Below are 21,519 nucleotides of genomic sequence, written 5' to 3' on the forward strand. Positions count from 1 at the left end.
TAAAAGTGGCTAAGCAGTTTGATGTTGTAGTAATTGGTGGTGGTTTAGTCGGCGCAAGTTGTGCTCTGAGTATAAGTAAAAAAAATCCCAGCCTACATATTGCCGTGGTTGAAGCAAATCAAGTAACCACAGATTATCATCCAAGCTTTGATGACAGAAGCATCGCACTTGCCCAGCAATCGGTAGAGTATTTACAAAGCCTCAATTTATTTGAAATGAACGCTCCCTATGCTGCGGCCATAAAAAAAGTGAGTGTGTCAGACAAAGGGCACTTTGGTAAAACCCATATACAGTGTGAGGAGTTTGCAAAACCCTCATTAGGTTATGTAGTAGAGGTAAACCCATTTGGCAGAGTGCTGCATCAGCGCTTAATGCAATCAAACATATCGCTTTTTTGCCCAGATAGCGTAACAGCGATAAAACAAAACGCCGATAGTAATGAACTTACACTACAAAGTGGTGAAAAACTCAGTGCCAAGCTGTTGGTGATTGCTGACGGTGCACAGTCGCCAACTCGTAATTTATTGGGGCTCGGCTTCAATACCCAGCCTTATGAACAAGGTGCGATTATTGCCAATATAGAAGTCGCTGGTGGACACCATCATCAGGCGTTTGAGCGGTTTACCCAAAATGGGCCAATGGCTTTATTACCCATGAGTAAAAACCGCTATTCGTTAGTATGGTGTATGCGCCAAGAACATATTGAGCAGTATATGTCGCTAAGTGAACCAGACTTTATAAGTGCGCTGCAAATTGCCTTTGGTTATCGTGCAGGACAGTTTATAAAAGTCGGTATGCGCGCTAGTTACCCACTGGTTTATGGGCAAATAGAGTCATTAACGACGCACCGCACAGTGGTGATAGGCAACGCGGCACACGCCATTCATCCTATTGCAGGACAAGGCTTTAATTTAGGGTTGCGAGATGTACAAGTGCTGAGTAACTTAATTGCAAACAGTGAACATGATTTAGGTAGCTATGCTTTTACTCGTCAATATTCAATCAAGCGCAGTGATGATATAAACACCGTTATGACATTGACCGATGCCTTGGTTCGACTTTTTTCAAACTCATCACGGGTGTTAGCGCTTGGTCGCAGTATTGGGCTATTTTCAATGGATTTATTCCCCGCATTCAAAGCCCCATTAGCAAAACAATTAATGGGTCAAGTTAAACAAGGTACACGTTTATGAAACAAGTACAGGTTTGTATAGTGGGTGGTGGCTGCGTTGGGTTAACGCTGGCACTTGGGCTTGCTAAAGCGAATATTAGCGTGTTTGTGTTAGATGCAGCGCCAGCTCAAGCTCCACCGAGCGATGATTATGGCTTACGAGTTAGTGCACTAAGCATTGCCAGCCAAACATTGCTCGAGCAGTTAAATGTATGGCCACACATAATAGCTGGGCGTGCTTGTGCTTATACGCACATGGATGTACGCGATGCCGATAGCTTTGGAAAAATAGCCTTTAATAACGAGCAACTTGAGCTTGACCATTTAGGGCACATAGTTGAAAACGACATTATTCGCTTTGCACTAATAAAAGAGCTTGAGCAACAAAGTAATGCCACACTCATGTTTAATACCGAGTATCAGCAAATACATCAAAGTGAGTCTGACGTATTTATTAATTTAAAAACTGGCGAACCTATTATTGCTAAGTTGCTGGTGGCGGCTGATGGCGCAAATTCAGCGATTCGTAAACAGTTTAATATGGCGCTGAGCTTTAAAGATTACGATCACCATGCTTTAGTCGCGACAGTTAAAACCAAAGAGTCACACAAAAATACCGCACGCCAAGTGTTTTTACCAACCGGGCCGTTAGCGTTTTTACCACTAAGCGATGAGCATACTCATTCAATTGTGTGGTCAACTAGCCCGAATCATTGCGATGAATTGTTAGCAATGGACGACACCGCCTTTAATAAAGCAGTTATGGCTGCCATAGATGGGCAGTGTGGTTTATGTGAAGTGCAAAGTAAGCGCGTCGCGTTCCCACTTAAAATGCGTTACGCCCAACAATGGGTCAATGGCAACGTGGTGTTAATGGGCGATGCAGCGCATACCATTCATCCATTAGCAGGGCTCGGTATGAACTTGGGCCTAAAAGATGCCGCTTATTTAATTGAGTTATTAACAAGAGATAGCGAGGAGTTTGCAAGTACGCGGACACTGCGTGATTACGAGCGTACCCGCAAGCTCGACGCACAAAAACACATCGCCATGATGCAAGGGCTAAAAGAGCTATTTGAAGGCGCAAACCCAGTTAAAAAGCTGATTCGTGGAGTAGGGCTTTCACTCGTTGATAACTTAGGCCCAATCAAACACCTATTCGCTAAAGAAGCGATAGGGAAGTGATAAAGACAAGCGGTCAGTTTTTAGCTGTCAGCTTTCAGCCAAAGAAAAACCGATGTTTAGTTTAAGCATCGGTTTTTTTATAGGCTAATGCTTTCTTTAGTGTAGGCTTACAGTTTGCTGACGCGACGATCGAAGCTCGTAATGCTTTTAAATTAATGAGCTACAAATTTTCTTGTACTTCATTCAACATATCTTGCAGTGCATCGATTAACAGCGGGTCACGCGAGTTCTGTTTAGCAAGTTCTAGTGCGTGTTTCATACTAGTGAATGCCTCTTTGAACTGTTTATTAGCAGTGTAGCCTTGCGATAATCGCATGTGAGAGTAAGCAGCATTAGGGTAATCGCGAGTAAAGTGTTTAAGTGTTGTTATCGCTTTTTTAGTGTTGCCAAATTTCTGCTGGCTATGAGCAAATTCTACGTACACATCTTGTGGAATTTTAAGCTCAAATCCGTACTTATCACTAAGTGCTTGGTAATAACCGGTAATCAATGATACATCCGCAAATTTTCCGTGCTCGTCAGTCACTTTAAATATTAGGTCGCTAAATAAGTGAATTAGGCTATCGCTAAGTGCTGGAAGTATGGTGCCCATATGAGTAAAAGAGGGGTAATGCTTATATTCCCATTTTAGCTGCGTGGGCATTTGTTGCTCTAAATTTACTAAAGTATTTAATGCACCTGTATAAAAGCGTGCGCCTTCACTTGCTACACTAATAAATAACGCTTGAGCGCCTTTAGGGTTTTTAGTGTATTTAGTGATATTACTTTTTAACTCTTCATCACTCCACCAACTATTTGGGCTTATGGCTATATAGTTGTTAAATAATTCCGGCTGATTAACTAAAGTATAAAGCGCTAATGTACCAGCATTAGAATGACCAATTAAGGTGTTGTAACCATTAGTTGGGTAGTTGCTATTTATATAGGGCATGAGCTCATCAGACACAAACTTTAAAAAATTATCGGTTTGCCCTGCGTCAGGCCATTTATTTTTAACAAAGGTTTGAAACTCCGTTTTAGGCTCACTTTGTACTTTAGGTAAGTAATCACGAACACGGTTGGTTGTATCAATAGCAACAAGCATTGCATTAGGTATCTGCTCGTAATCAACAAGAGATTTTATAACGCCAGACGCCGTATGAAAGTGCTCAACACCATCAAGTAAATAAATAACATAGAGCGGCTGATCGTCTTTTACATTGTCAGGTATGAATATTCTGATAGGTCTGTCTTCGTTAAGTATTTTTGATTGTAGAATGACCTTTTTACCCACGGTTATGTCGGTTGTAGCGGTGTCTGCATAGCTTAAAACAGGTGTACTAAAAGTAAGTATTAACACAAGCGATAGTAAAAGCTTCATAAATATCCTTATTAAATAATGTGTTGCTCAATAATTGCACGGCTTTAGGTTTGAGTAAATGTTTATATTTTAGAAGCAAATGTAGAGCTTAAATAATTTAAAGCTATGCTTTTCAAGCTCGACGTCTACCTCGTAAATATTAAACACTTATCTTGGAACCCCGAACCCTTTAACGCTTATCTATTAAAGCTTAAAAAACCTGCTTGCTTAATTATCCTACTAAGCGTAAAATGCGCGCTCATTTCGGCTTTTAAACTATTAATTCCTTGCCTTAAACCGACCGGCCGAAACGGTAGAAGGCTCTATTAACCGTAAGGAATATCCATGCGTCATTACGAAATCGTATTCATGGTTCACCCTGATCAGAGTGAGCAAGTATCTGGTATGATCGAACGTTATACTGGTTCTATCACTGAAGCAGGTGGTACTATCCACCGTCTTGAAGACTGGGGCCGTCGTCAACTGGCTTACCCAATCAACAAGCTTCATAAAGCTCATTATGTTCTTATGAACGTTGAAGCACCAACTGAAGTAATCAGCGAGCTAGAAACTACTTTCCGCTACAACGATGCAGTGCTTCGTAACTTAGTTATGCGTACTAAAAACGCTGTAACTGAAGCGTCTCCTCTTGTAAGAGAAGAGAAGAAAGAAGCACCAGCTGCTTAATTGTTTTGAGTCCTAGCATGGCACGTAGTCAGCAGTTAATATAATGGTTAGCCCATATACGAATCAGCTGGTTATATCGGGGGTTGTTTGTAAAACACCCAAGTTTAGCCAAAGCCCCGCGGGCATACCGCATTGTATTTTTGTTGTAGAACATAAATCAATGCAAGTTGAAGCAGATCTTAACCGTAATAGTTATGTGAGGCTTCAGGTGGTTGCCAGTGGTAAGCAAATGCAACAACAGACTCAACATTTGCACGTTGGGCAGGCATTGCAAGTGAGTGGTTTTTTAAATCGCCACGAAGGTCGTAACGGCCTTAGCCAATTGGTTTTGCATGCTCAGCATATAGAAAGAATTATTTGAGGAATTAATCTCATGGCACGTTATTTCAGACGTCGTAAGTTCTGCCGCTTTAAAGCGGAAGGCGTACAACAAATCGATTACAAAGATCTAGCTACTCTTAGAAACTATGTTACAGAAAGTGGCAAAATCGTACCTAGCCGTATCACAGGTACTAGCGCTAAATACCAGCGCCAGCTAGCAACTGCTATTAAGCGTGCTCGCTACTTAGCCCTTCTTCCATACACTGACTTACATAAGTAAGCAGCGGATTAACACGTTTTTAAAAGGTGTAGAAACATGCAAGTTATTCTACTAGATAAGATCGCTAACCTAGGTGGCCTAGGTGACCAGGTTGTTGTTAAATCTGGCTTCGCACGTAACTTCCTTTTCCCACAAGGTAAGGCAGTTCCTGCAACTAAAGCAAACATTGAAACGTTTGACGCACGTCGCGCAGAACTAGAAGCAAAAATCGCTGAACAGTTAACTGCAGCACAAGCACGCGCTGACAAACTTGAAGCATTAGCAGAAGTTACATTAGTATCTAAAGCTGGTGACGAAGGTAAATTATTCGGTTCAATCGGTACTCGTGACATCGCTGACGCTATCTCAGCTGTTGGTGTTGAAGTTGCTAAATCAGAAGTTCGTTTACCTCTAGGTACTATCCGTGAGACTGGCGAATTTGACGTTGCAATCGCAGTACACTCAGACGTAACAGCTACTATTAAAGTAATCGTTATTGCTGAAGCTTAATTTTTAAAATTAAGTTAAAAAAAACCGTGCTTTGCACGGTTTTTTTGTATCTAAAATTTATAACCCAAAGTAATAAATTGTTTGTTGTGGATTAAATCAAACACTTTTCTAAGTTAAACCTTTATTTTCAAAAAAAATTTTATTTCATTTAAACCTTTCTATTTCTCCTCGCGTCTAATAAGTTAAATTGCAATTACATAATTATAAACAGGAAAAATTTGCGATGTTAATGGACGCTAATCAGCCAATAACTGATCAAGTGCAGCAAATGCTTATTGATCAAGTTAAAAACGGCGACCAGTTAGCCTATAAAGCGCTCTATGACATGCATAAAGCAAAAGTTTATGGCTTATGCCTGAGGCTAATTGCCGATGAGGGGCATGCGCAAGATGCAACTCAAGAAGTATTTGTACAGGTATGGCACAAAATAGCGCAATTTGATGGGCGTTCGCAATTTTCTACCTGGCTTTACAGTGTCACCAGTAATATTGCTATTAGCTATGTGCGTAAGCAAAAACATTGGCTTAATAAAGTTATTAGCTTTGAACAAAGCGGTATGGATGAGCAATCTGCAAATGACTGCAATGGCTTAAATAGCTTAGATAAATTAATCGTTAGGCTGCCTGAGCGCGCAAGAATGGTATTTGTACTGTATGCCGTTGAAGGTTATAGGCATGAAGAAATAGCAACCTTGCTAGGCATGGCTGTAGGCTCTAGTAAGGCGCAATATCATCGTGCAAGGCAATTATTAAAACAGTGGTACGAAAATGAGTAAAACAAATTTTGATGACTACTTAAATGAGTCGCTAACACAATTAAATAAAAATATAACACCCGATAAAGAGCTCTGGGATGGGATTGAGCGCGCCATAATGACTAATAAGCAGGCAAGTACAGTTAAGAGTGTAGTTTGGCCGAAGCTAACTGCTATTGCGGCATGTTGTGTGGCTGCTTTGGTTAGCACTATGGTGTTTTTTACATCTCCAGAGACAAATACCGCTGTGGCGATGAGTGATTTTTTTACTAAGCAAAAACAAAATTTACTTGTTCAATACCAAAGCCAAGCGGCACTAACAGATAACTGGCAAGTGCAGCTACAAGAACTTGAAGATGCTGAGCAGGCTATAAAGCAAACACTTGAAAATGAACCACAAAATAAGGCGCTACTGTCTATGTTAGCGCAAGTATATCAACAACAGCTCGACTTAATTAACAAGGTGCATGCACCGCGTTGGCAACAAATCTAGGAGAAATAAATGAAAGCAATAATACTTGGAATCGCTTTATTACCAATGGCTGTATTTGCCGGTGAAAAAATAGAACAACAAATTGAAGTACCAAACGGTGGCGTTATTCATATAGAAAATCAGCGCGGCAATGTAAATATTATGGGCTGGGAGAAAAATCAATTTAAAGTGAGCGGCGAGCTTGATGATAAAGCACAAGGCTACACTCTTAAAACACAGGGTAATAAAACTCAGTTTATTGTAAAAATGCCTGATCTTTCAAACTGGGATAATAACAATAATGGCTCAACGCTAACTATTTTCATGCCGCAAAGCAGTGCGCTGGAGTATGTTGGGGTTAACGCTTCGGTAACTGCAAAAGAGTTAAAAAGAGGCACTGAAATTGATGTAGTCAATGGCGCCATTACAGTAAATGATCTTAACGGCGATATTAAGCTTACTAGTGTTAACGGTGACATCAACGCAAAAAACCTCAGTGGTAAAGTGCAATTTGAAACTGTAAATGGCGCAATTGATGATCAGCAATCTAACGGAGAAGTTCGTTTTAATGCGGTTAATGGGAATATAAAATCAAACTCGACTGCCAATGATATTCGCTTAGAAAACGTAAACGGTGATATCAATCTTACCTTCGATGCAATCAAAGAGTTACAAATAAGCACTGTAAATGGCGAAGTTGAAGTGCGTATTAATCGCCTTTTAAGTGATGCTGATGTAAGTTTTGAATCTGTAAGTGGCAATGCTGAGTTTTACTTTCCAGCTGATTTATCGGCACAATTTGAAGTGCAAGCCCATGCCGGCGGTAAAATTGACAACCAGCTAACGAGCGACCAAGTGCAAAAAGCCAAATATGGCCCAGCAAGTGGAATTAAGTTTAATACTAATGGCACCGATGCCAGTGTAGAAATGAATACCATAAGTGGGACGATTGGACTTAAGCGTCAATAATCATCCATTTTATTTTAAGTTACAAAAAGCAGGAAAGATTTCCTGCTTTGCTATTTGCACAGCCCCGCCAAGTCGATAGAATAGAGCCATTCAATTTTAGTACTGTGAAGTTATGGCCAAACCAGATAAGCAAGTCGACACTCTTAAAGTTCCTCCCCATTCAATAGAAGCTGAACAATCTGTTTTAGGTGGTTTAATGCTTGATAATCAAGCATTTGATCGCGTAGCTGAACTTGTTGTGTCACAGGACTTTTATACCCGTACCCATAAGCTTATTTTTGAGGCAATGACAGCACTGGCTGAAATTGGCGATCCGATTGATTTAATTACTATTTCTGAAAGTTTAGAAAAAAATAATCAGCTTTCAGGGATTGGTGGCTTTGCGTATTTAGCCGAAATAGCTAAAAACACCCCAAGTGCTGCTAATATTGATGCTTACGCTAGCATTGTACGCGAACGTGCAGTTGTGCGTGAAATGATTGGTGTCGCCAATGAAATTGCTGAGGCAGGCTTTAACCCAGAAGGGCGCACAAGTCACGATTTACTCGACTTTGCTGAGAGCAAAGTATTTAAAATTGCTGAGCAACGTACAAAAAGTAGTGATGGCCCGCAAAGCATTCACAACATACTTGAAAAAACCGTTGATAAAATAGAAGAGCTTTATCAGTCACCACAAGATGGTGTTACCGGTGTAAGCACAGGTTACGCTGATTTAGATAAAATGACGACTGGTCTGCAGCCCTCAGATTTAATTATTGTAGCAGCACGTCCATCGATGGGTAAAACTACCTTTGCGATGAACCTTGCTGAGCATGCAGCAATGACCCAAGACAAGCCTGTACTTATCTACTCACTAGAGATGCCCTCTGAACAAATTATGATGAGGATGCTGGCGTCCCTTGGCCGAATTAACCAAACCAAAGTACGTACTGGTCAGCTAGATGACGATGACTGGGCGCGCCTTTCATCAACCATGGGGTTACTCATGGAAAAAGGCAAAATGTATGTTGATGACGCCTCAGGCTTAACACCCACTGATGTACGTTCACGTGCACGTCGTATTGCCCGCGATCATGGTGGTATTAGTATGATCATGGTCGATTACCTACAATTAATGCGCGTACCTAGCTTGTCAGATAATCGTACCTTAGAAATTGCCGAAATTTCACGTTCACTTAAAGCATTAGCAAAAGAATTACAGTGTCCGGTTGTTGCACTATCGCAGCTTAACCGTACCCTAGAGCAACGTGCTGATAAACGCCCAATTAACTCAGATTTGCGTGAGTCGGGCTCTATTGAGCAAGATGCCGATTTAATCATGTTTATTTATCGTGACGAAGTATACAACGAAGACAGTACTGATAAAGGTGTTGCAGAAATTATCATCGGTAAACAGCGTAACGGTCCGATTGGTAAAGTGCGCCTAACCTTCCAAGGTCAATTCTCTCGCTTTGATAATTACGCGGGGCCTGCTGTAGATGATGATTACTAATGCGCTTAGCTATTGCCGAAATTAACTTACAAGCACTTGCTCATAATTTAGCGCAAGTGCGACAGTTTGCGCCTAACAGTAAAGTTATGGCGGTATTAAAAGCCAATGCTTATGGCCATGGTTTAGTAAAAATAGCGCAGCACCTTAATGATGCCGACGCATTTGCAGTGGCACGAATAGATGAAGCGCTCGCACTGCGAGCAGGCGGGCTGACCAAGCCTATTGTGTTGTTGGAAGGTTTTTTCCATCAAGATGACTTGCCGATTTTATTAGCCAATAATTTTCAAACCATAATCCATGATGAAAACCAGCTCAGAGCACTTGAAAATGCAAAGCTCGATGCACCAATCAGTTGCTGGTTAAAAATCAATACGGGTATGCATCGTTTAGGGGTTGCACCAACGCAATTGAATGATTTTTATCAGCGCTTGCAAGCGACTGATAACGCTAAAGATACAATCAATTTAATGACGCACTTTTCCAGTGCCGATGATATTAATGATCCCAAAACAGCTGAGCAAATTGCTTTGTTTGATTCATTAGTGCAAGGCAAACAACAAGCACATTGTTTAGCAAATTCGGCCGGTATTATTGCTTGGCCTGCCGGTCATGGCGAGTGGGTGCGTCCAGGCTTGATGATGTATGGTGTATCACCAATGCTTAACACTTCAGGCAAAGATCATCAGCTTAAGCCGGTGATGCGCTTAACCACTAAGGTCATTGCAATTCGCGATGTTGATGCTGCGCAAGGTGTTGGTTATGGTGGCAGTTGGCAAAGTGCTCAGCCAACTAAGCTTGCAGTGGTTGCTATGGGCTATGGTGATGGTTATCCGCGTCATGCTAAACATGGTACCCCTGTAGTGATTGCTGGCAAACGTTATGGTATTGCTGGCAACATCTCTATGGATATGATCAGTGTTGATATTGGTGAAAATGCTGATGGCATCAAAGTCGGCGATGAGGTAGTAATGTGGGGCCCTGAGTTGCCGGTAGAAGAAATTGCACAATGTGCTGATACTATATCTTACGAGTTATTGTGTAATATTACACCGCGCGTAAGTTATGAGTACCAGCGCTAATATTTATTTTAAAAATACCCATTAAGTTTACATTGCTAGAATGATCGTGATGCTCATTTAATCGGTATCGTTACTCTTTTATAAAGTAAATATCGCTAAAGCCCATGCGAGCAAATTCTTGATCACGAAAGTTACGCACAGCCGATGACCCTTTAGAGGTCATTTCAATTTGGCGTACCATGTTTAAGTAGTTAGTTAAATCGATACCTTCGGCAGCCGCAATAGCCTGATACATATCGTGGTATTTATCTTTGGCGAAGTTAATTTCGCGCGGTTGATTTTTAAAAGTGTAGGTAATTCTGCGTGCCATAATGAGCTCATTTAAATTGAGTGTTAGTGTAATTTTACACTGTATTTAAGTTGCGTTGAATGATTAGTTGAAATCAAATAATTAAAAAGGTGAGTTTGAAATGAAATTATCAGTAGAGATCAGTAAATACCCGCTCCACCAAGATTACATTCCTTTTATTAAAGGCTTTATCGACAGAGTTAATGCCTACGAAGAACTCAAAGTGATCACTAATACGATGTCGACCCAAATATTTGGTGATTATGACCTAGTTATGCAAGTGATCAGCACAGAAATTAAACATTCATATGAGCAATTTGGTAAAGCTATATTTGTGTGTAAATTTATTTCGGGCGATTTATCTCCCGAATAACCTCTTAACAAACACGGTCGTTTTATAATGATGGATTTTGTAACGCAAATACTCAGTGGTTTTACTGCTATGTCGCATTGGGAATATATTGCGGTTGCTTTGTCGATGGCGTATTTATTACTGGCCATTAAAGAGAACTTATGGTGCTGGCCTGCGGCTTTTTTTAGTACGCTTATTTATACCATTATGTATTGGAATGGCGCGCTGCTAATGGAGTCGTTACTAAACTTTTATTATATGTATATGGCGGTGTTTGGTTGGGTCGTGTGGCGCAAAGGCAAGGCTAATCAAGCGCAGCGACTAATTACATCCTGGCCGGTAAACCGACATATTATTTTAATTGTACTGACTACATTAGTGTCATTAGCAATTGGCTATGTAATGCAAAACTATACGCATGCAGATTTTGCGTATCTTGATAGTTTCACAACTTGCTTTGCTGTAGTTACTACGTATCTGGTAGCTAAAAAAGTACTAGAAAATTGGCTCTATTGGATAGTCATTGATGCGGCCTCTATGTATTTGTACTATGAAAAAGGCTATTACCCAACCCTTGTTTTATTTGTATTTTATACCGTTATGGCAGCATGGGGATTTAAAACGTGGTACGAAGAATACGAGCAAAGCCAAGCCAAGCCCATGGCGCAACTTTAATCTATGAATCAGCATTCTCAGTTAGTTAATATTTGTAGCGCGTTTTTAGTACCGAGCACAATAACCTCAACAGAGTATTTGGTTAACGGTTTAAGCAACGATAACTTTTTGATCCGTACTGACAGCCAAGCTTATTTATTAAAGTGTTATAAATCGTATTGGCCACAAGTAGGGTTACATGCCCAGTATGAGCTCAGTAAACAACAAGTTTGCTCTACTCCCATCTGGCTTGATAAGCAAAATAAGCGCGCAGCTTTTAACTATATTGATGGCGACGTCGCTCAGTCTTATTTGGCGATGCCGCTACTGACTAAACTTGTTAAGCTTCATGCGTATACAACTAATAATGAGGCAATGAATATAGCTTTGGAATTGCAAGCCTATCAGCATTTATTAGTGTTTAAACAGTATGAAAAGCTCATAAACAAGACATTAAAAAGCATAGCCAACATGCCCGTAGATAGCGGCTTTTGCCATAACGACTTAGTCAAAGAAAATATCGTGGTAAACCCGCAAGGCGTTTATTTAATCGATTTTGAGTATGCTCAAACAAATGATGTGTATTTTGATCTTGCTGCGTTAGCAGTTAGTTTTAAATTAGATGCTTCAGGCAAGCAGGCTCTGCTTAACAATTACAAAACGCACACCCTATCAGAACAATTTTATTTATCTATGCATAAACTCAATTGCTATCAGTTAGTTTACTTACTGTTATGTATAGGTTGGTATGAGCAACGCGCTATAAACAATCAGGTTGTTGTATTGCGCGCGCAACTGGATGAGCTTATTGCTTTAATGGAGGGTTAAAGTCCGCCAAAGCGTTCCGCAAGCTCTTTGTATTTTGCTACTTCATCAGCGTCAAATTGCATTTCGCCGTTATCATCTTCTGATTTAGCGATTAATAGGCTTTCTCGAGCAAGGCGTTTAACGCGCTCTGCTTTTACACCTAAAAATTCAGCAACTTGCTCTGTTGACATTAACTTCATAATTACTTCCTCGTGTTTAATCTTTCCGTTCAGTGACAATAATAGATAATATGTGTCTAAAGCGTTACTGTTTTTTTATAGAATATAAACAAATAGCGCTTTTTTTACCTTTTGTGAAGTGATTAGTTTAAATTATAGACATGTAAACGAATCATGCTGGCATTTATACAAAGATGCCTTTATTATTGCGCATGCTAAAGCATTGATATCGCGAGTTGATGTGGCGGCAACAAATGTGCTCTCGTGGTGAAATGGATATCACGTGGCCCTCCGGAGGCTGAGTTGTAGGTTCGATCCCTACCGAGAGCGCCATTTGCGTTTAAAGTATCATTTCCTGTTTCTTCCTCAAAATACCTACAATTATTTAAATTAGTCCGCTGCCTTATATTATTTAATTTTCGATAATAAAATATGTAGCAATCTATTTTATACCTTTAGGCGTATATTCATTGCTGAGCTTATGGTTTATTCTTGCTAGTGCGTATAATTATTGATGTTAATCATTTATTATTACCCTGAACTCAAAAGCTAGACTTTTATAGCTAAATAATGCTATTTAAAGTATATATTCATTAATTATAGAAACCCTCATTTTTATGCTAATCACCTTACCTATATCAGAACTCGTTCCAGGCATGTACGTAAATAGCGTTACTAAGCAGCAGGAGAGTGTGGATGGCATAAAAATTAAAACCAGTGGTTTGGTTCGTGATAAATCAATCATTCAGCGTTTAATTACCGAAGGGGTGCTTGAGCTTCTCATCGACTTTACAAAAAGTGATGTCGCCGTACCAGCTAAATACAAAGAAAAACAAAAATCACAAGCTCCTGTAGCAAAGCAGGAGAAGCCTGTTAAGGCAAAGGTTGCTATAAGCTTAGAGCAAGAGTTTGCAAAAGCCAGTGTGAGTTATGATGCGCACAACAGAAAACTACAAAGTATTTTTGGTGACTTAACATCAGGTTTGTCACTTAATATTGAAGCGCTCAATGAAATAAGTAATGAAATAGTGAGCTCTGTATTTCGTAATGAACACGCTATGACTATTTTAACTCGGATCAAAGATAAGCACAGTTACAACTGGCGTCATATGATCAACTGCACCATTTTTACAGCGGTGTTTGCTAAATACTTAGGTTATAAACGCGCTGTTGTGCAAGAGCTTGCAATGGGGGCTTTAATGCATGACTTAGGTCAGGCTAAGTTACCGCAAGGGATATTTTCCAAACCAGGAAAAGTCACGGGTAACGAAATGACGGCAATAAAAAAGCATGTCGCACAAAGCTTAGGATTGTTAAAAGGCGGAAAAGGTATTACGCCTTTAATGCTTGATATGATTGTAAATCATCATGAGCGTCTTGATGGTTCAGGCTATCCAAGAGGTGTAGATGGAAGCAAATTAAGCCGCCCAGCTCGGATCATTGCGATTGTAGACGTATACGATGCATTGACAGCAGATAGACCGCATCAAGAGGGTGATGAGCCAATTAATGCGCTTCGCTATTTGTTAGCTAACAAACAGCTGTTTGATGCAGAGTTAGTACAGTTATTTATTAAGTGTTTAGGTGTACACCCAGTAGGGACTATTGTTAAGTTAACCAATGAGCGATTAGCGTTGGTGCTAGAGGGCAATCATTCAAACCCTATCAAACCTAAAGTGAAGCTTTTTTACAACGCTAAACATAACCATCATGTTACCGCAAAAGATATAGATTTAAGCTTAAATAATAACGAGATAAAAATACAGGCAAGTGTTAAACCTGCTGATTATAAGATTAATTTGCCTCGGCTTTTAAAAGAGCATTTACTGCTTTAGCGTTACATCTTCTTTTTTCGTTTGTTTTAACAGAAATATAGCCACCCAAAAAACAACTTCCCATCAGCGTTAACCACAGTAATGTGCCTAATTCTACATGCAGCGCTAAGCAACAAAAAACCAAAGAAATAATCGCCATGGCAATGGCTGCGAGCCAATATTGATTGACAGGATTGTCACATTTCCCAGCACGCGTACACGCGCAATAATTTGCCTTATAAAAGAAATAAACACTAATGCCGCAAAAAATAAGCCCAGCAATAATAAGTAAAATGATCACAGTTTTCTCCCTTTGTGATTTTAATTGCAGTGTAAATTGCAAAGTATTTTAAGTCAATGCAAATAAGAATTAATCTCATTAGAGTATATACTCTAATACCACACTTCTTGTCCGATGAGTTTTAAATAGTTGTTAAATTGTCGTTAAAAAACGTGTTTTTTGGCTTTTTTTAACGTTTTAGTAAGGTTTTTTATAAAAAATTAAGGTAGGGTACGCAGGTTTGAAACTCTAATAACAACACACATAGCTATCCAAACAGTAAGTTTGGCTAAGGACACAACAATGAAATTTACTAAAACTCTTATTGCGGCATCGCTGGCATTTGTTTCAGCTGATACTTTTGCAGCGGCTTTTCAACTTGCTGAGCAAAACGTATCTGGTTTAGGCCGCGCATACGCAGGTGAAGCGTCTGTAGCAGACGATGCGTCTGTGGTTGCACGTAACCCAGCATTAATGACTTTGTTTAAAGAGAAGCAACTTAGTGTTGCAGCTATTGCTGTAATTCCAGATGTGAGTTTAGAAGGAACCGGTAACGGATATGGTTTAGATAACAGCGTATTAAATGATGACAGCATTGCACCAAGCGCGATTATTCCAGCAGGTTATTTCACTATGCCAGTAAACGATAAAGTATCGGTTGGGTTTGGTGCTTTTTCTAACTTTGGTCTTGCTACTGAGTTTAACGATGATTACGCAGCTGGCCAAATTGCCGGTGAAACTGAAATTGTTACTGTAAACATGAACGCAAGTGTTGCTTATAAAGTATCAGAGCAGTTTAGCTTTGGTATTGGTTTGAATGCAATTTATGCAGAAGCGAAGATTATCCGTAAGTTTGGTTTCGTACCTCCTGTAAACCCTGCTATTGCTTCTATTCCTGCAAGTGCTGATGCGGTTAACCTTGAAGGTGATGATATGGGCTACGGCTTAAACGTTGGCTTAATGTATCAACTAGATGAAAATAGCCGCTTTGGTTTTAACTACCGTACAGAAACAGATATTACTTTTGAAGGTGAATACTCGAATGAACTACCTTCATTTATTCCTGGTGGATTAAACGGACAGCTTGAATTACCGGGCTCTGTTGAAATTACATTACCAGCAATTGCTGAGTTCTCAGGCTCTCATCAGTTAGACGAGAAACTAGGCGTTCACTACAGCGTATTATGGACAGGTTGGAGCAGCTTTGACTCATTAGAAGCGCAAGTTACTGCGCCTACAGGCGATAAGTTCAGTGCCTTCGAAAAAACAGAAGATTTCTCTGATGCAATGCGCTACTCAATCGGTGCTGATTACCAATACAGCGAAAACTTAATGCTTCGTGCCGGCTTTGCGTTTGATGAGTCGCCAGTGTCACAACAGCATTTATCAATTTCTATTCCTGATACAGACCGTTTCTGGTTCTCGTTCGGTGGTAACTACGCGATTGATCAAAACTCAAATGTTGATTTAGGTGTGAGTGTATTACGTGGTAAAACGCAAAAGTTCACTGAAAAAGTAGAAAGCGAAACGCTACCACAGCAATGGTCTTTTGAATCAAAAGGTCATGCAGTATTATTAGGTGCTCAGTACAACTACACATTCTAATTCTGCCTAGAGCCTAGAGCCTAGACACAAAAAAGCCGCTTACAGCAAATGCAGTAAGCGGCTTTTTTTTATACTTATAAATTAACTGGTTACGAATGGCATAAGCCATTCGTACTGGTTTAATTATAAGCTTTCTATTTTAACTTTTTGCTCTAGTAGCTTAGTTTTTGCATCGGTAAATTCAGCTAGCTTAGCATTTTCTTTAGCAAGTACCGCTTCAGGTGCATTGTTAACAAACTTTTCGTTAGCCAGTTTGTTTTGCACTTGCGCTAGGCCTTTCTCAGCTTTTTCAAGTTGCTTGTTAATACGTGCAAGCTCAGCTTCGACATCAATTAACCCCGCCATTGGGATCATAATCTCAAGGTTGCCAACATAAGAGGTTGCACACGCTGGGGCATCGTCTTTGTTTTCAAGCAGAGTAAATGCTTCAAGCTTAGCGAGTGACGCTAAAAACGATTCATTTTCGTTAATACGGCGCACATCGTCGCTCGATGCATTCGCTAGTAATACCGATAGCGGCTTGCTTGGGCTAATATCCATTTCACCACGAATATTACGAATTGCTAAAATGAATTGCTTAACCCACTCTAAGTCATCCATCGCTTGTGAATCAACATTAGCTTGGTTATAAACAGGGAACCCTTGTACCATAATGCTAGTGCCTGTTGTTTCAAGCCCTGCAAGTGGCGCTACACGTTGCCAAATTGTTTCTGTAATGTAAGGCATCATTGGGTGCATTAAACGCAGTAAGCTTTCAAGTACGGTAATAAGTGTATGACGTGTACCACGTTGCTGAGCTTCATTGCCTTTAAATAGTACCGGCTTAGTTAGTTCTAAGTACCAATCACAGAACTGATTCCAGGTGAATTCATATAATGTGTTCGCCGCTAAATCAAAACGGTAGTTATCAAGGTGCTCGGTGTAGGTTTTAACCGTGGCTTCATATTGACCTAAAATCCAGCGATCAGCTAACGAGTACTGCTTTTCGCTATCGTTAAAGCCACAATCTTGCTCTTCTGTGTTCATTAATACGTAACGGCTTGCGTTCCATAATTTGTTACAGAAGTTACGGTAGCCTTCAAGGCGGTTCATATCCCAGTTAATATCACGACCAGTTGAAGCCATCGCTGCTAAGGTAAAGCGCAGTGCGTCGGTACCGTGTGCTTCAATACCGTTTGCAAATACTTTGCGGGTATCTTTTTCAATTTTAGCGGCAAGTTTTGGCTGCATCATATTACCAGTACGTTTTTGTACTAAGTCTTCAAGGCCAATGCCGTCAATCATATCAAGTGGGTCAAGTACGTTACCTTTAGACTTCGACATTTTATCGCCGTTATCGTCACGTATTAAGCCAGTTACATACACGGTTTTAAAAGGAACTTGTGGTTTGCCGTTTTCATCCTTTATAAAGTGCAGCGTCATCATGATCATACGTGCAACCCAGAAGAAAATGATATCAAAACCGGTTACCAACACGTCAGATGGGTGGAAGGTTTTTAAGTCATCGGTATTTTCTGGCCAACCTTGGGTTGAGAAGGTCCACAGTGCTGATGAGAACCACGTATCAAGAACGTCTTCGTCTTGGCTAAGCGCTACGCTATCTGCAATATTGTTATCGCGGCGTACTTCTGCTTCATCACGACCAACGTATACGTTGCCTTCGCTGTCGTACCAAGCTGGAATACGGTGACCCCACCAAAGCTGGCGTGAAATACACCAATCTTGTACGTCGTTCATCCACGAAAAGTACATGTTTTCGTATTGCTTAGGTACAAATTGGATGTCGCCGTTTTTAACTGCGTCTTTTGCAGGTTCAGCAAGTGGTGCAACACGTACATACCATTGGTCAGTAAGTAGTGGTTCAATAACAACACCAGAGCGGTCACCGTAAGGAACAGTTAGGCCATGGTCTTCAATTTTTTCAAGTAGGCCGAGCTCTTCAAATTCAGCAACAATGGTTTTACGTGCGTCAAAACGGTCAAGGCCATGTAAGCGCTCAGGAATTGGCGCATCAAATTTAAGTTCTTTACCATCAAAGGTGTATGTTTCACCTTGGGTTAAAATAGCCGCGTCTTTGTCGAAGATGTTAATCATCGGCATCTTGTGGCGCTTACCAACTTCGTTATCGTTAAAGTCGTGCGCAGGGGTTATTTTTACACAGCCCGTACCTTTGTCTTTATCGGCATGTTCATCGGCAACAATTTTAATACGACGATTAACGATTGGTAGTAAAACCTCTTTACCTATTAGGTCTTGGTAGCGCTCGTCATCTGGGTTTACTGCCACACCTGAGTCACCCAGCATAGTTTCTGGGCGCGTAGTGGCTACAACAATATAGTCTTTACCGTCTTGCGTTTTTACGCCATCAGCTAGTGGGTAACGTAAATTCCACATGTGGCCTTGTTTGTCTTTGTTTTCTACTTCAAGATCAGAAATCGCAGTGTGTAATTTTGGATCCCAGTTTACTAGGCGTTTACCACGGTAAATTAGGTTTTCTTTATGAAGGCGTACAAATACTTCTTTAACAGCTTCTGATAGGCCATCGTCCATGGTAAAACGTTCACGGTCCCAATCAACAGAAGCACCTAAGCGGCGAAGTTGTTTAGTGATTGTGCCACCAGACTCGTTTTTCCATTCCCAAATTTTATCGATAAATGTATCACGGCCTAAATCATGGCGTGTTTTACCTTCTTCTGCCGCAAGCTTACGCTCTACTAGCATTTGTGTGGCAATACCTGCGTGGTCAGTACCTACTTGCCACAACGTATTGTTACCTTGCATACGTTTAAAGCGCGTTAAGGTATCCATGATAGTATCTTGGAAAGCGTGGCCCATGTGTAAGCTACCCGTGACATTTGGCGGCGGGATCATAATTGAATATGGGGTGCCTTGGCCAGATGGCTTAAAGTAGCCTTTTTGTTCCCAGTCTTGATAGAGAGACTGTTCAATATCTTGCGGATTGTAGGTTTTATCCATTACACAGAACCTTAAATAAGTACTTAAATGAGTTAGTTAGCTTTGTACGCAGTGAGCGTTAGCGATTAATATCTTGCGTGGTGATATTGGCACCGAGTTGGCGTAGTTTTTTAAAGCGCTCACGAGCGGCTTGTTTGGCTACGGGCTCTACGGGTACAAAATCAAAAACTTGGTTAAACCGACGAATAAAATCCGGTAAGTGATTGGCCAAGTTAATTAATACTTTACGATTACCAACGGGTGGTGTTGTGCCTATTTCTACAGGTGCGCCGCCTTTTGGGCCTTCGCCTTGTAAATTGTGAGGTACAAAACTGTCGGCATCAAATGTCCAAATAGTTTCGTCAATGCTGTTGGCGGTTTCTTCGCTATCTACAAAAATAAATACGCGTTGACCAAGCCGATACTGTTGCCCAGCTATTTGAGCTGCTAAAGCAAAGTGATCATCGGCTTTAGCTAATGACTCATCTTGTTGCTTTAAAATGAAAAACTGGGCATTCATGTTCATTGTATCGGGATTTCCCATGACATTGATTGTGCTGTTATTAAATACACACAAATTAAGAAGGGGATTTTGCCATATAACGGGGTTTGCTTCAATTAATACCCAATAAATAAGGCGCTTTAAAAGCGCCTTATTTTATACTCTACATTGAGCTGTGAAGCCCTGTGTTGGTTTGTTAGTCGTGAGTTGCTTCGCTAATACCAGCTCGGTTCAATAAATACTGAGTCAGCATAGGAACAGGACGACCTGTTGCGCCTTTTTTAGCGCCGCTGCGCCATGCAGTACCGGCAATATCTAAATGAGCCCAGTTATACTTTTTAGTAAATTTAGATAAGAAACAGGCCGCGGTAATAGTACCTGCAGCGCGCCCACCTAAATTAGTAAAGTCGGCAAACGGGCTTTCAAGTTGATCTTGATAATCATCCCATAATGGCAGTTGCCATGCACGATCGCCACTTTGCTCAGACGCTTTTAATAAGTCATGCGCCAGTGGATTATGATTAGCTAATAAACCCGTAGCATGGGCACCTAAAGCGACAATACACGCACCGGTTAAGGTTGCAACATCAATCACGGTTTCAGGCTCAAAACGTTCAACATAGGTCAGCGCATCACATAATACTAAACGGCCTTCGGCATCGGTGTTAAGTACTTCTACCGTTTGCCCAGACATAGTTGTTAGTATGTCTCCTGGGCGATAGGCGTTTGAGCTTGGCATGTTTTCACAGCCGGCTAAAACACCAATTACGTTTATAGGTAGCTGCATTTGTGCAAGTGAGCGCATAGCGCCAATAACACCAGCTGCGCCCCCCATGTCGTATTTCATTTCATCCATGCCTTCGCCTGGTTTTAATGAAATACCGCCTGAGTCAAAGGTTAAGCCTTTACCAACGAGAACGATAGGCGCTTGGTCATCGCCTGCGCCTTTGTAGTTAATTACTGACATAACTGATTCGTTATCGCTGCCACGACCTACTGCTAGGTATGAGTTCATTCCTAGTTCGGCCATTTTATCTTCGCCAATTAGCTCAACAGTGATGTTATCAAAATTAGCTTCCAGTTCTTTGGCTTGCTCGCCAAGGTACGCTGGATTACAAATATTAGGCGGCATATTAGCAACGTCTTTACACAGCTTACTACCTGCTGCAATCGCTAAACCATGCTCAATGGCACTTTCGCCTATAGTAAGTTCACGGCGTGTAGGCACATTAAACACCATTTTACGTAGTGGGCGGCGAGGGTCTACTTTTTTACTTTTCAGCTGATTAAAGGTGTAAAGGCAATCTTGTGTTGTTTCCACCGCTTGACGTACTTTCCAATAGGTATCACGCCCTTTAACATGTTGTTCAGTTAAAAAGCACACGGCCTCCATTGAACCCGTTTCGTTTAGCGTGTTGATAGTTTTAGAAATAATTTGCTTATATTGTTTATCGTCAAGCTCGCGTTCTTTACCGCAGCCAACAAGTAAAATACGTTCGCTTAAAATATTGGGCACATGATGCAATAGTAGTACTTGTCCTGGCTTACCTTCTAAGTCGCCACGGCGTAATAAATTAGAGATATAACCATCGCTAATTTTATCAAGTTGTTCACCAATGGGGGATAACCTGCGTGGTTCATATACACCCACAACAATACACGCACTGCGTTGTTTTTCTGGGCTACCACTTTTTACGTTGAATTCCATTGTCACTCCTGATTTTGAGTCATCTATAGAAGCTAAATTGGGACTAAAAATGTGTTTTCTAGTCTTTTTACCTAAATTTTTAGGTCTAGCGCTAATATTAGTAGATTTTACTCGACTCTTACTGTGTATTTGAACT

23 protein-coding genes and 1 tRNA gene are annotated in these 21,519 nt (G+C 40.7%); 17 read left to right on the top strand and 7 right to left on the bottom strand.

Annotation, left to right across the window (positions count from 1 at the left end; translation table 11 throughout):
* The first annotated feature begins 5 nt into the window (after nt 1-5).
* Both ubiH and PISS_RS03285 read left to right on the top strand, forming a co-directional pair.
* A complete protein-coding gene (gene ubiH / locus PISS_RS03280) occupies nt 6-1,193 on the top strand; it encodes a 2-octaprenyl-6-methoxyphenyl hydroxylase (protein WP_058154221.1) in 1,188 nt (395 codons plus the stop codon).
* On the top strand, nt 1,190-2,356 hold the full coding sequence (locus tag PISS_RS03285; protein ID WP_058154222.1) for an FAD-dependent monooxygenase: 1,167 nt from the start codon (nt 1,190-1,192) through the stop codon (nt 2,354-2,356). The genes ubiH and PISS_RS03285 overlap by 4 nt, the downstream gene beginning before the upstream one ends.
* Nucleotides 2,357-2,516: 160 nt before the next feature.
* Here PISS_RS03285 and PISS_RS03290 read toward each other — a convergent pair whose 3' ends face one another.
* Entirely contained in the window at nt 2,517-3,716 is a 1,200-nt protein-coding gene (locus PISS_RS03290; RefSeq protein ID WP_058154223.1) for an alpha/beta hydrolase-fold protein, read from the bottom strand.
* Between the two features lie 324 nt (nt 3,717-4,040).
* Here PISS_RS03290 and rpsF point away from each other — a divergent pair, with 324 nt between their 5' ends.
* The 9 genes from rpsF (at nt 4,041) to alr (ending at nt 10,238) form a co-directional block, all read left to right on the top strand.
* On the top strand, nt 4,041-4,382 hold the full coding sequence (gene rpsF / locus PISS_RS03295; RefSeq protein ID WP_008110420.1) for a 30S ribosomal protein S6: 342 nt from the start codon (nt 4,041-4,043) through the stop codon (nt 4,380-4,382).
* Between the two features lie 43 nt (nt 4,383-4,425).
* Nucleotides 4,426-4,743: a primosomal replication protein N gene (gene priB / locus PISS_RS03300; RefSeq protein WP_008466122.1), complete on the top strand. Its 318-nt coding sequence runs from the start codon at nt 4,426-4,428 to the stop codon at nt 4,741-4,743.
* A gap of 12 nt (nt 4,744-4,755) precedes the next feature.
* The gene (gene rpsR, locus PISS_RS03305; RefSeq protein WP_002962753.1) at nt 4,756-4,983 is read left to right on the top strand and encodes a 30S ribosomal protein S18; all 228 of its coding nucleotides are present in this window, start codon (nt 4,756-4,758) and stop codon (nt 4,981-4,983) included.
* A 36-nt stretch (nt 4,984-5,019) separates the two neighbouring features.
* Nucleotides 5,020-5,472, top strand: a complete 453-nt coding sequence (gene rplI / locus PISS_RS03310) for a 50S ribosomal protein L9 (RefSeq protein WP_008110407.1) — start codon at nt 5,020-5,022, stop codon at nt 5,470-5,472.
* Nucleotides 5,473-5,695: 223 nt separating this feature from the next.
* The gene (locus PISS_RS03315; protein ID WP_024601518.1) at nt 5,696-6,247 is read left to right on the top strand and encodes an RNA polymerase sigma factor; all 552 of its coding nucleotides are present in this window, start codon (nt 5,696-5,698) and stop codon (nt 6,245-6,247) included.
* Nucleotides 6,240-6,719, top strand: coding sequence for a hypothetical protein (locus PISS_RS03320; RefSeq protein ID WP_058154224.1), 480 nt, complete (start codon nt 6,240-6,242; stop codon nt 6,717-6,719). Before PISS_RS03315 ends, PISS_RS03320 begins: the two co-directional genes overlap by 8 nt.
* Before the next feature lie 9 nt (nt 6,720-6,728).
* A complete protein-coding gene (locus PISS_RS03325) occupies nt 6,729-7,667 on the top strand; it encodes a DUF4097 family beta strand repeat-containing protein (RefSeq protein WP_024601519.1) in 939 nt (312 codons plus the stop codon).
* Nucleotides 7,668-7,779: 112 nt separating this feature from the next.
* Complete coding sequence (dnaB, locus tag PISS_RS03330; protein ID WP_016900130.1) at nt 7,780-9,159, top strand: replicative DNA helicase; 1,380 nt, start codon at nt 7,780-7,782, stop codon at nt 9,157-9,159.
* On the top strand, nt 9,159-10,238 hold the full coding sequence (gene alr / locus PISS_RS03335) for an alanine racemase (RefSeq protein ID WP_058154225.1): 1,080 nt from the start codon (nt 9,159-9,161) through the stop codon (nt 10,236-10,238). Before dnaB ends, alr begins: the two co-directional genes overlap by 1 nt.
* Nucleotides 10,239-10,308: 70 nt before the next feature.
* On the opposite strand, the gene PISS_RS03340 is transcribed toward alr, so the two are convergent.
* Nucleotides 10,309-10,548 (bottom strand): DUF2960 domain-containing protein, encoded by a 240-nt coding sequence (locus tag PISS_RS03340; protein ID WP_004588463.1) that lies wholly within the window; start codon nt 10,546-10,548, stop codon nt 10,309-10,311.
* 100 nt (nt 10,549-10,648) lie between these two features.
* Between PISS_RS03340 and PISS_RS03345 the strand changes: the two genes are divergently transcribed.
* From PISS_RS03345 to PISS_RS03355, 3 genes are read left to right on the top strand one after another with little or no spacing between them, the layout of a single operon-like run.
* The gene (locus tag PISS_RS03345; protein ID WP_008110382.1) at nt 10,649-10,900 is read left to right on the top strand and encodes a hypothetical protein; all 252 of its coding nucleotides are present in this window, start codon (nt 10,649-10,651) and stop codon (nt 10,898-10,900) included.
* A gap of 30 nt (nt 10,901-10,930) precedes the next feature.
* A complete protein-coding gene (pnuC, locus tag PISS_RS03350) occupies nt 10,931-11,554 on the top strand; it encodes a nicotinamide riboside transporter PnuC (RefSeq protein ID WP_013464158.1) in 624 nt (207 codons plus the stop codon).
* 3 nt (nt 11,555-11,557) lie between these two features.
* A complete protein-coding gene (locus tag PISS_RS03355) occupies nt 11,558-12,361 on the top strand; it encodes a phosphotransferase family protein (protein WP_058154226.1) in 804 nt (267 codons plus the stop codon).
* Here the strand turns inward: PISS_RS03355 and PISS_RS03360 are convergent.
* Nucleotides 12,358-12,540, bottom strand: a complete 183-nt coding sequence (locus PISS_RS03360; RefSeq protein ID WP_008110377.1) for a hypothetical protein — start codon at nt 12,538-12,540, stop codon at nt 12,358-12,360. The two genes, PISS_RS03355 and PISS_RS03360, sit on opposite strands and share 4 nt — an antisense overlap.
* Nucleotides 12,541-12,777: 237 nt before the next feature.
* Between PISS_RS03360 and PISS_RS03365 the strand changes: the two genes are divergently transcribed.
* Nucleotides 12,778-12,852, top strand: a tRNA-Arg gene (locus PISS_RS03365).
* A gap of 284 nt (nt 12,853-13,136) precedes the next feature.
* Nucleotides 13,137-14,354 carry an HD-GYP domain-containing protein gene (locus tag PISS_RS03370; RefSeq protein WP_096040828.1) on the top strand — a complete coding sequence of 406 codons (1,218 nt, stop codon included), beginning with the start codon at nt 13,137-13,139 and terminating at the stop codon, nt 14,352-14,354.
* Here the strand turns inward: PISS_RS03370 and PISS_RS03375 are convergent.
* The gene (locus PISS_RS03375) at nt 14,314-14,634 is read right to left on the bottom strand and encodes a hypothetical protein (RefSeq protein ID WP_076922061.1); all 321 of its coding nucleotides are present in this window, start codon (nt 14,632-14,634) and stop codon (nt 14,314-14,316) included. The two genes, PISS_RS03370 and PISS_RS03375, sit on opposite strands and share 41 nt — an antisense overlap.
* A 282-nt stretch (nt 14,635-14,916) precedes the next feature.
* Between PISS_RS03375 and PISS_RS03380 the strand changes: the two genes are divergently transcribed.
* A complete protein-coding gene (locus PISS_RS03380; RefSeq protein ID WP_058154227.1) occupies nt 14,917-16,218 on the top strand; it encodes an outer membrane protein transport protein in 1,302 nt (433 codons plus the stop codon).
* 123 nt (nt 16,219-16,341) lie between these two features.
* Here PISS_RS03380 and PISS_RS03385 read toward each other — a convergent pair whose 3' ends face one another.
* The 3 genes from PISS_RS03385 to pepA form a co-directional block, all read right to left on the bottom strand.
* A complete protein-coding gene (locus tag PISS_RS03385; protein ID WP_058154228.1) occupies nt 16,342-19,194 on the bottom strand; it encodes a valine--tRNA ligase in 2,853 nt (950 codons plus the stop codon).
* A gap of 58 nt (nt 19,195-19,252) precedes the next feature.
* Nucleotides 19,253-19,699 (bottom strand): DNA polymerase III subunit chi, encoded by a 447-nt coding sequence (locus PISS_RS03390; RefSeq protein ID WP_013464165.1) that lies wholly within the window; start codon nt 19,697-19,699, stop codon nt 19,253-19,255.
* A 172-nt stretch (nt 19,700-19,871) separates the two neighbouring features.
* Nucleotides 19,872-21,383: a leucyl aminopeptidase gene (gene pepA, locus PISS_RS03395; protein ID WP_016900137.1), complete on the bottom strand. Its 1,512-nt coding sequence runs from the start codon at nt 21,381-21,383 to the stop codon at nt 19,872-19,874.
* Between the last annotated feature and the right edge of the window lie 136 nt (nt 21,384-21,519).

The organism is Pseudoalteromonas issachenkonii, from assembly GCF_002310795.1.
GTDB lineage: Bacteria > Pseudomonadota > Gammaproteobacteria > Enterobacterales > Alteromonadaceae > Pseudoalteromonas > Pseudoalteromonas tetraodonis.

Bases quoted from the DNA above. Each gene is read 5' to 3' on its own strand.
- PISS_RS03285 (WP_058154222.1), top strand. From the start codon at position 1,190: ATGAAACAAGTACAGGTTTGTATAGTGGGTGGTGGCTGCGTTGGGTTA.
- PISS_RS03290 (WP_058154223.1), bottom strand. From the start codon at position 3,716: ATGAAGCTTTTACTATCGCTTGTGTTAATACTTACTTTTAGTACACCT.
- rpsF (WP_008110420.1), top strand. From the start codon at position 4,041: ATGCGTCATTACGAAATCGTATTCATGGTTCACCCTGATCAGAGTGAG.
- priB (WP_008466122.1), top strand. From the start codon at position 4,426: ATGGTTAGCCCATATACGAATCAGCTGGTTATATCGGGGGTTGTTTGT.
- rpsR (WP_002962753.1), top strand. From the start codon at position 4,756: ATGGCACGTTATTTCAGACGTCGTAAGTTCTGCCGCTTTAAAGCGGAA.
- rplI (WP_008110407.1), top strand. From the start codon at position 5,020: ATGCAAGTTATTCTACTAGATAAGATCGCTAACCTAGGTGGCCTAGGT.
- PISS_RS03315 (WP_024601518.1), top strand. From the start codon at position 5,696: ATGTTAATGGACGCTAATCAGCCAATAACTGATCAAGTGCAGCAAATG.
- PISS_RS03320 (WP_058154224.1), top strand. From the start codon at position 6,240: ATGAGTAAAACAAATTTTGATGACTACTTAAATGAGTCGCTAACACAA.
- PISS_RS03325 (WP_024601519.1), top strand. From the start codon at position 6,729: ATGAAAGCAATAATACTTGGAATCGCTTTATTACCAATGGCTGTATTT.
- dnaB (WP_016900130.1), top strand. From the start codon at position 7,780: ATGGCCAAACCAGATAAGCAAGTCGACACTCTTAAAGTTCCTCCCCAT.
- alr (WP_058154225.1), top strand. From the start codon at position 9,159: ATGCGCTTAGCTATTGCCGAAATTAACTTACAAGCACTTGCTCATAAT.
- PISS_RS03340 (WP_004588463.1), bottom strand. From the start codon at position 10,548: ATGGCACGCAGAATTACCTACACTTTTAAAAATCAACCGCGCGAAATT.
- PISS_RS03345 (WP_008110382.1), top strand. From the start codon at position 10,649: ATGAAATTATCAGTAGAGATCAGTAAATACCCGCTCCACCAAGATTAC.
- pnuC (WP_013464158.1), top strand. From the start codon at position 10,931: ATGGATTTTGTAACGCAAATACTCAGTGGTTTTACTGCTATGTCGCAT.
- PISS_RS03355 (WP_058154226.1), top strand. From the start codon at position 11,558: ATGAATCAGCATTCTCAGTTAGTTAATATTTGTAGCGCGTTTTTAGTA.
- PISS_RS03360 (WP_008110377.1), bottom strand. From the start codon at position 12,540: ATGAAGTTAATGTCAACAGAGCAAGTTGCTGAATTTTTAGGTGTAAAA.
- PISS_RS03370 (WP_096040828.1), top strand. From the start codon at position 13,137: ATGCTAATCACCTTACCTATATCAGAACTCGTTCCAGGCATGTACGTA.
- PISS_RS03380 (WP_058154227.1), top strand. From the start codon at position 14,917: ATGAAATTTACTAAAACTCTTATTGCGGCATCGCTGGCATTTGTTTCA.
- PISS_RS03385 (WP_058154228.1), bottom strand. From the start codon at position 19,194: ATGGATAAAACCTACAATCCGCAAGATATTGAACAGTCTCTCTATCAA.
- PISS_RS03390 (WP_013464165.1), bottom strand. From the start codon at position 19,699: ATGAACATGAATGCCCAGTTTTTCATTTTAAAGCAACAAGATGAGTCA.
- pepA (WP_016900137.1), bottom strand. From the start codon at position 21,383: ATGGAATTCAACGTAAAAAGTGGTAGCCCAGAAAAACAACGCAGTGCG.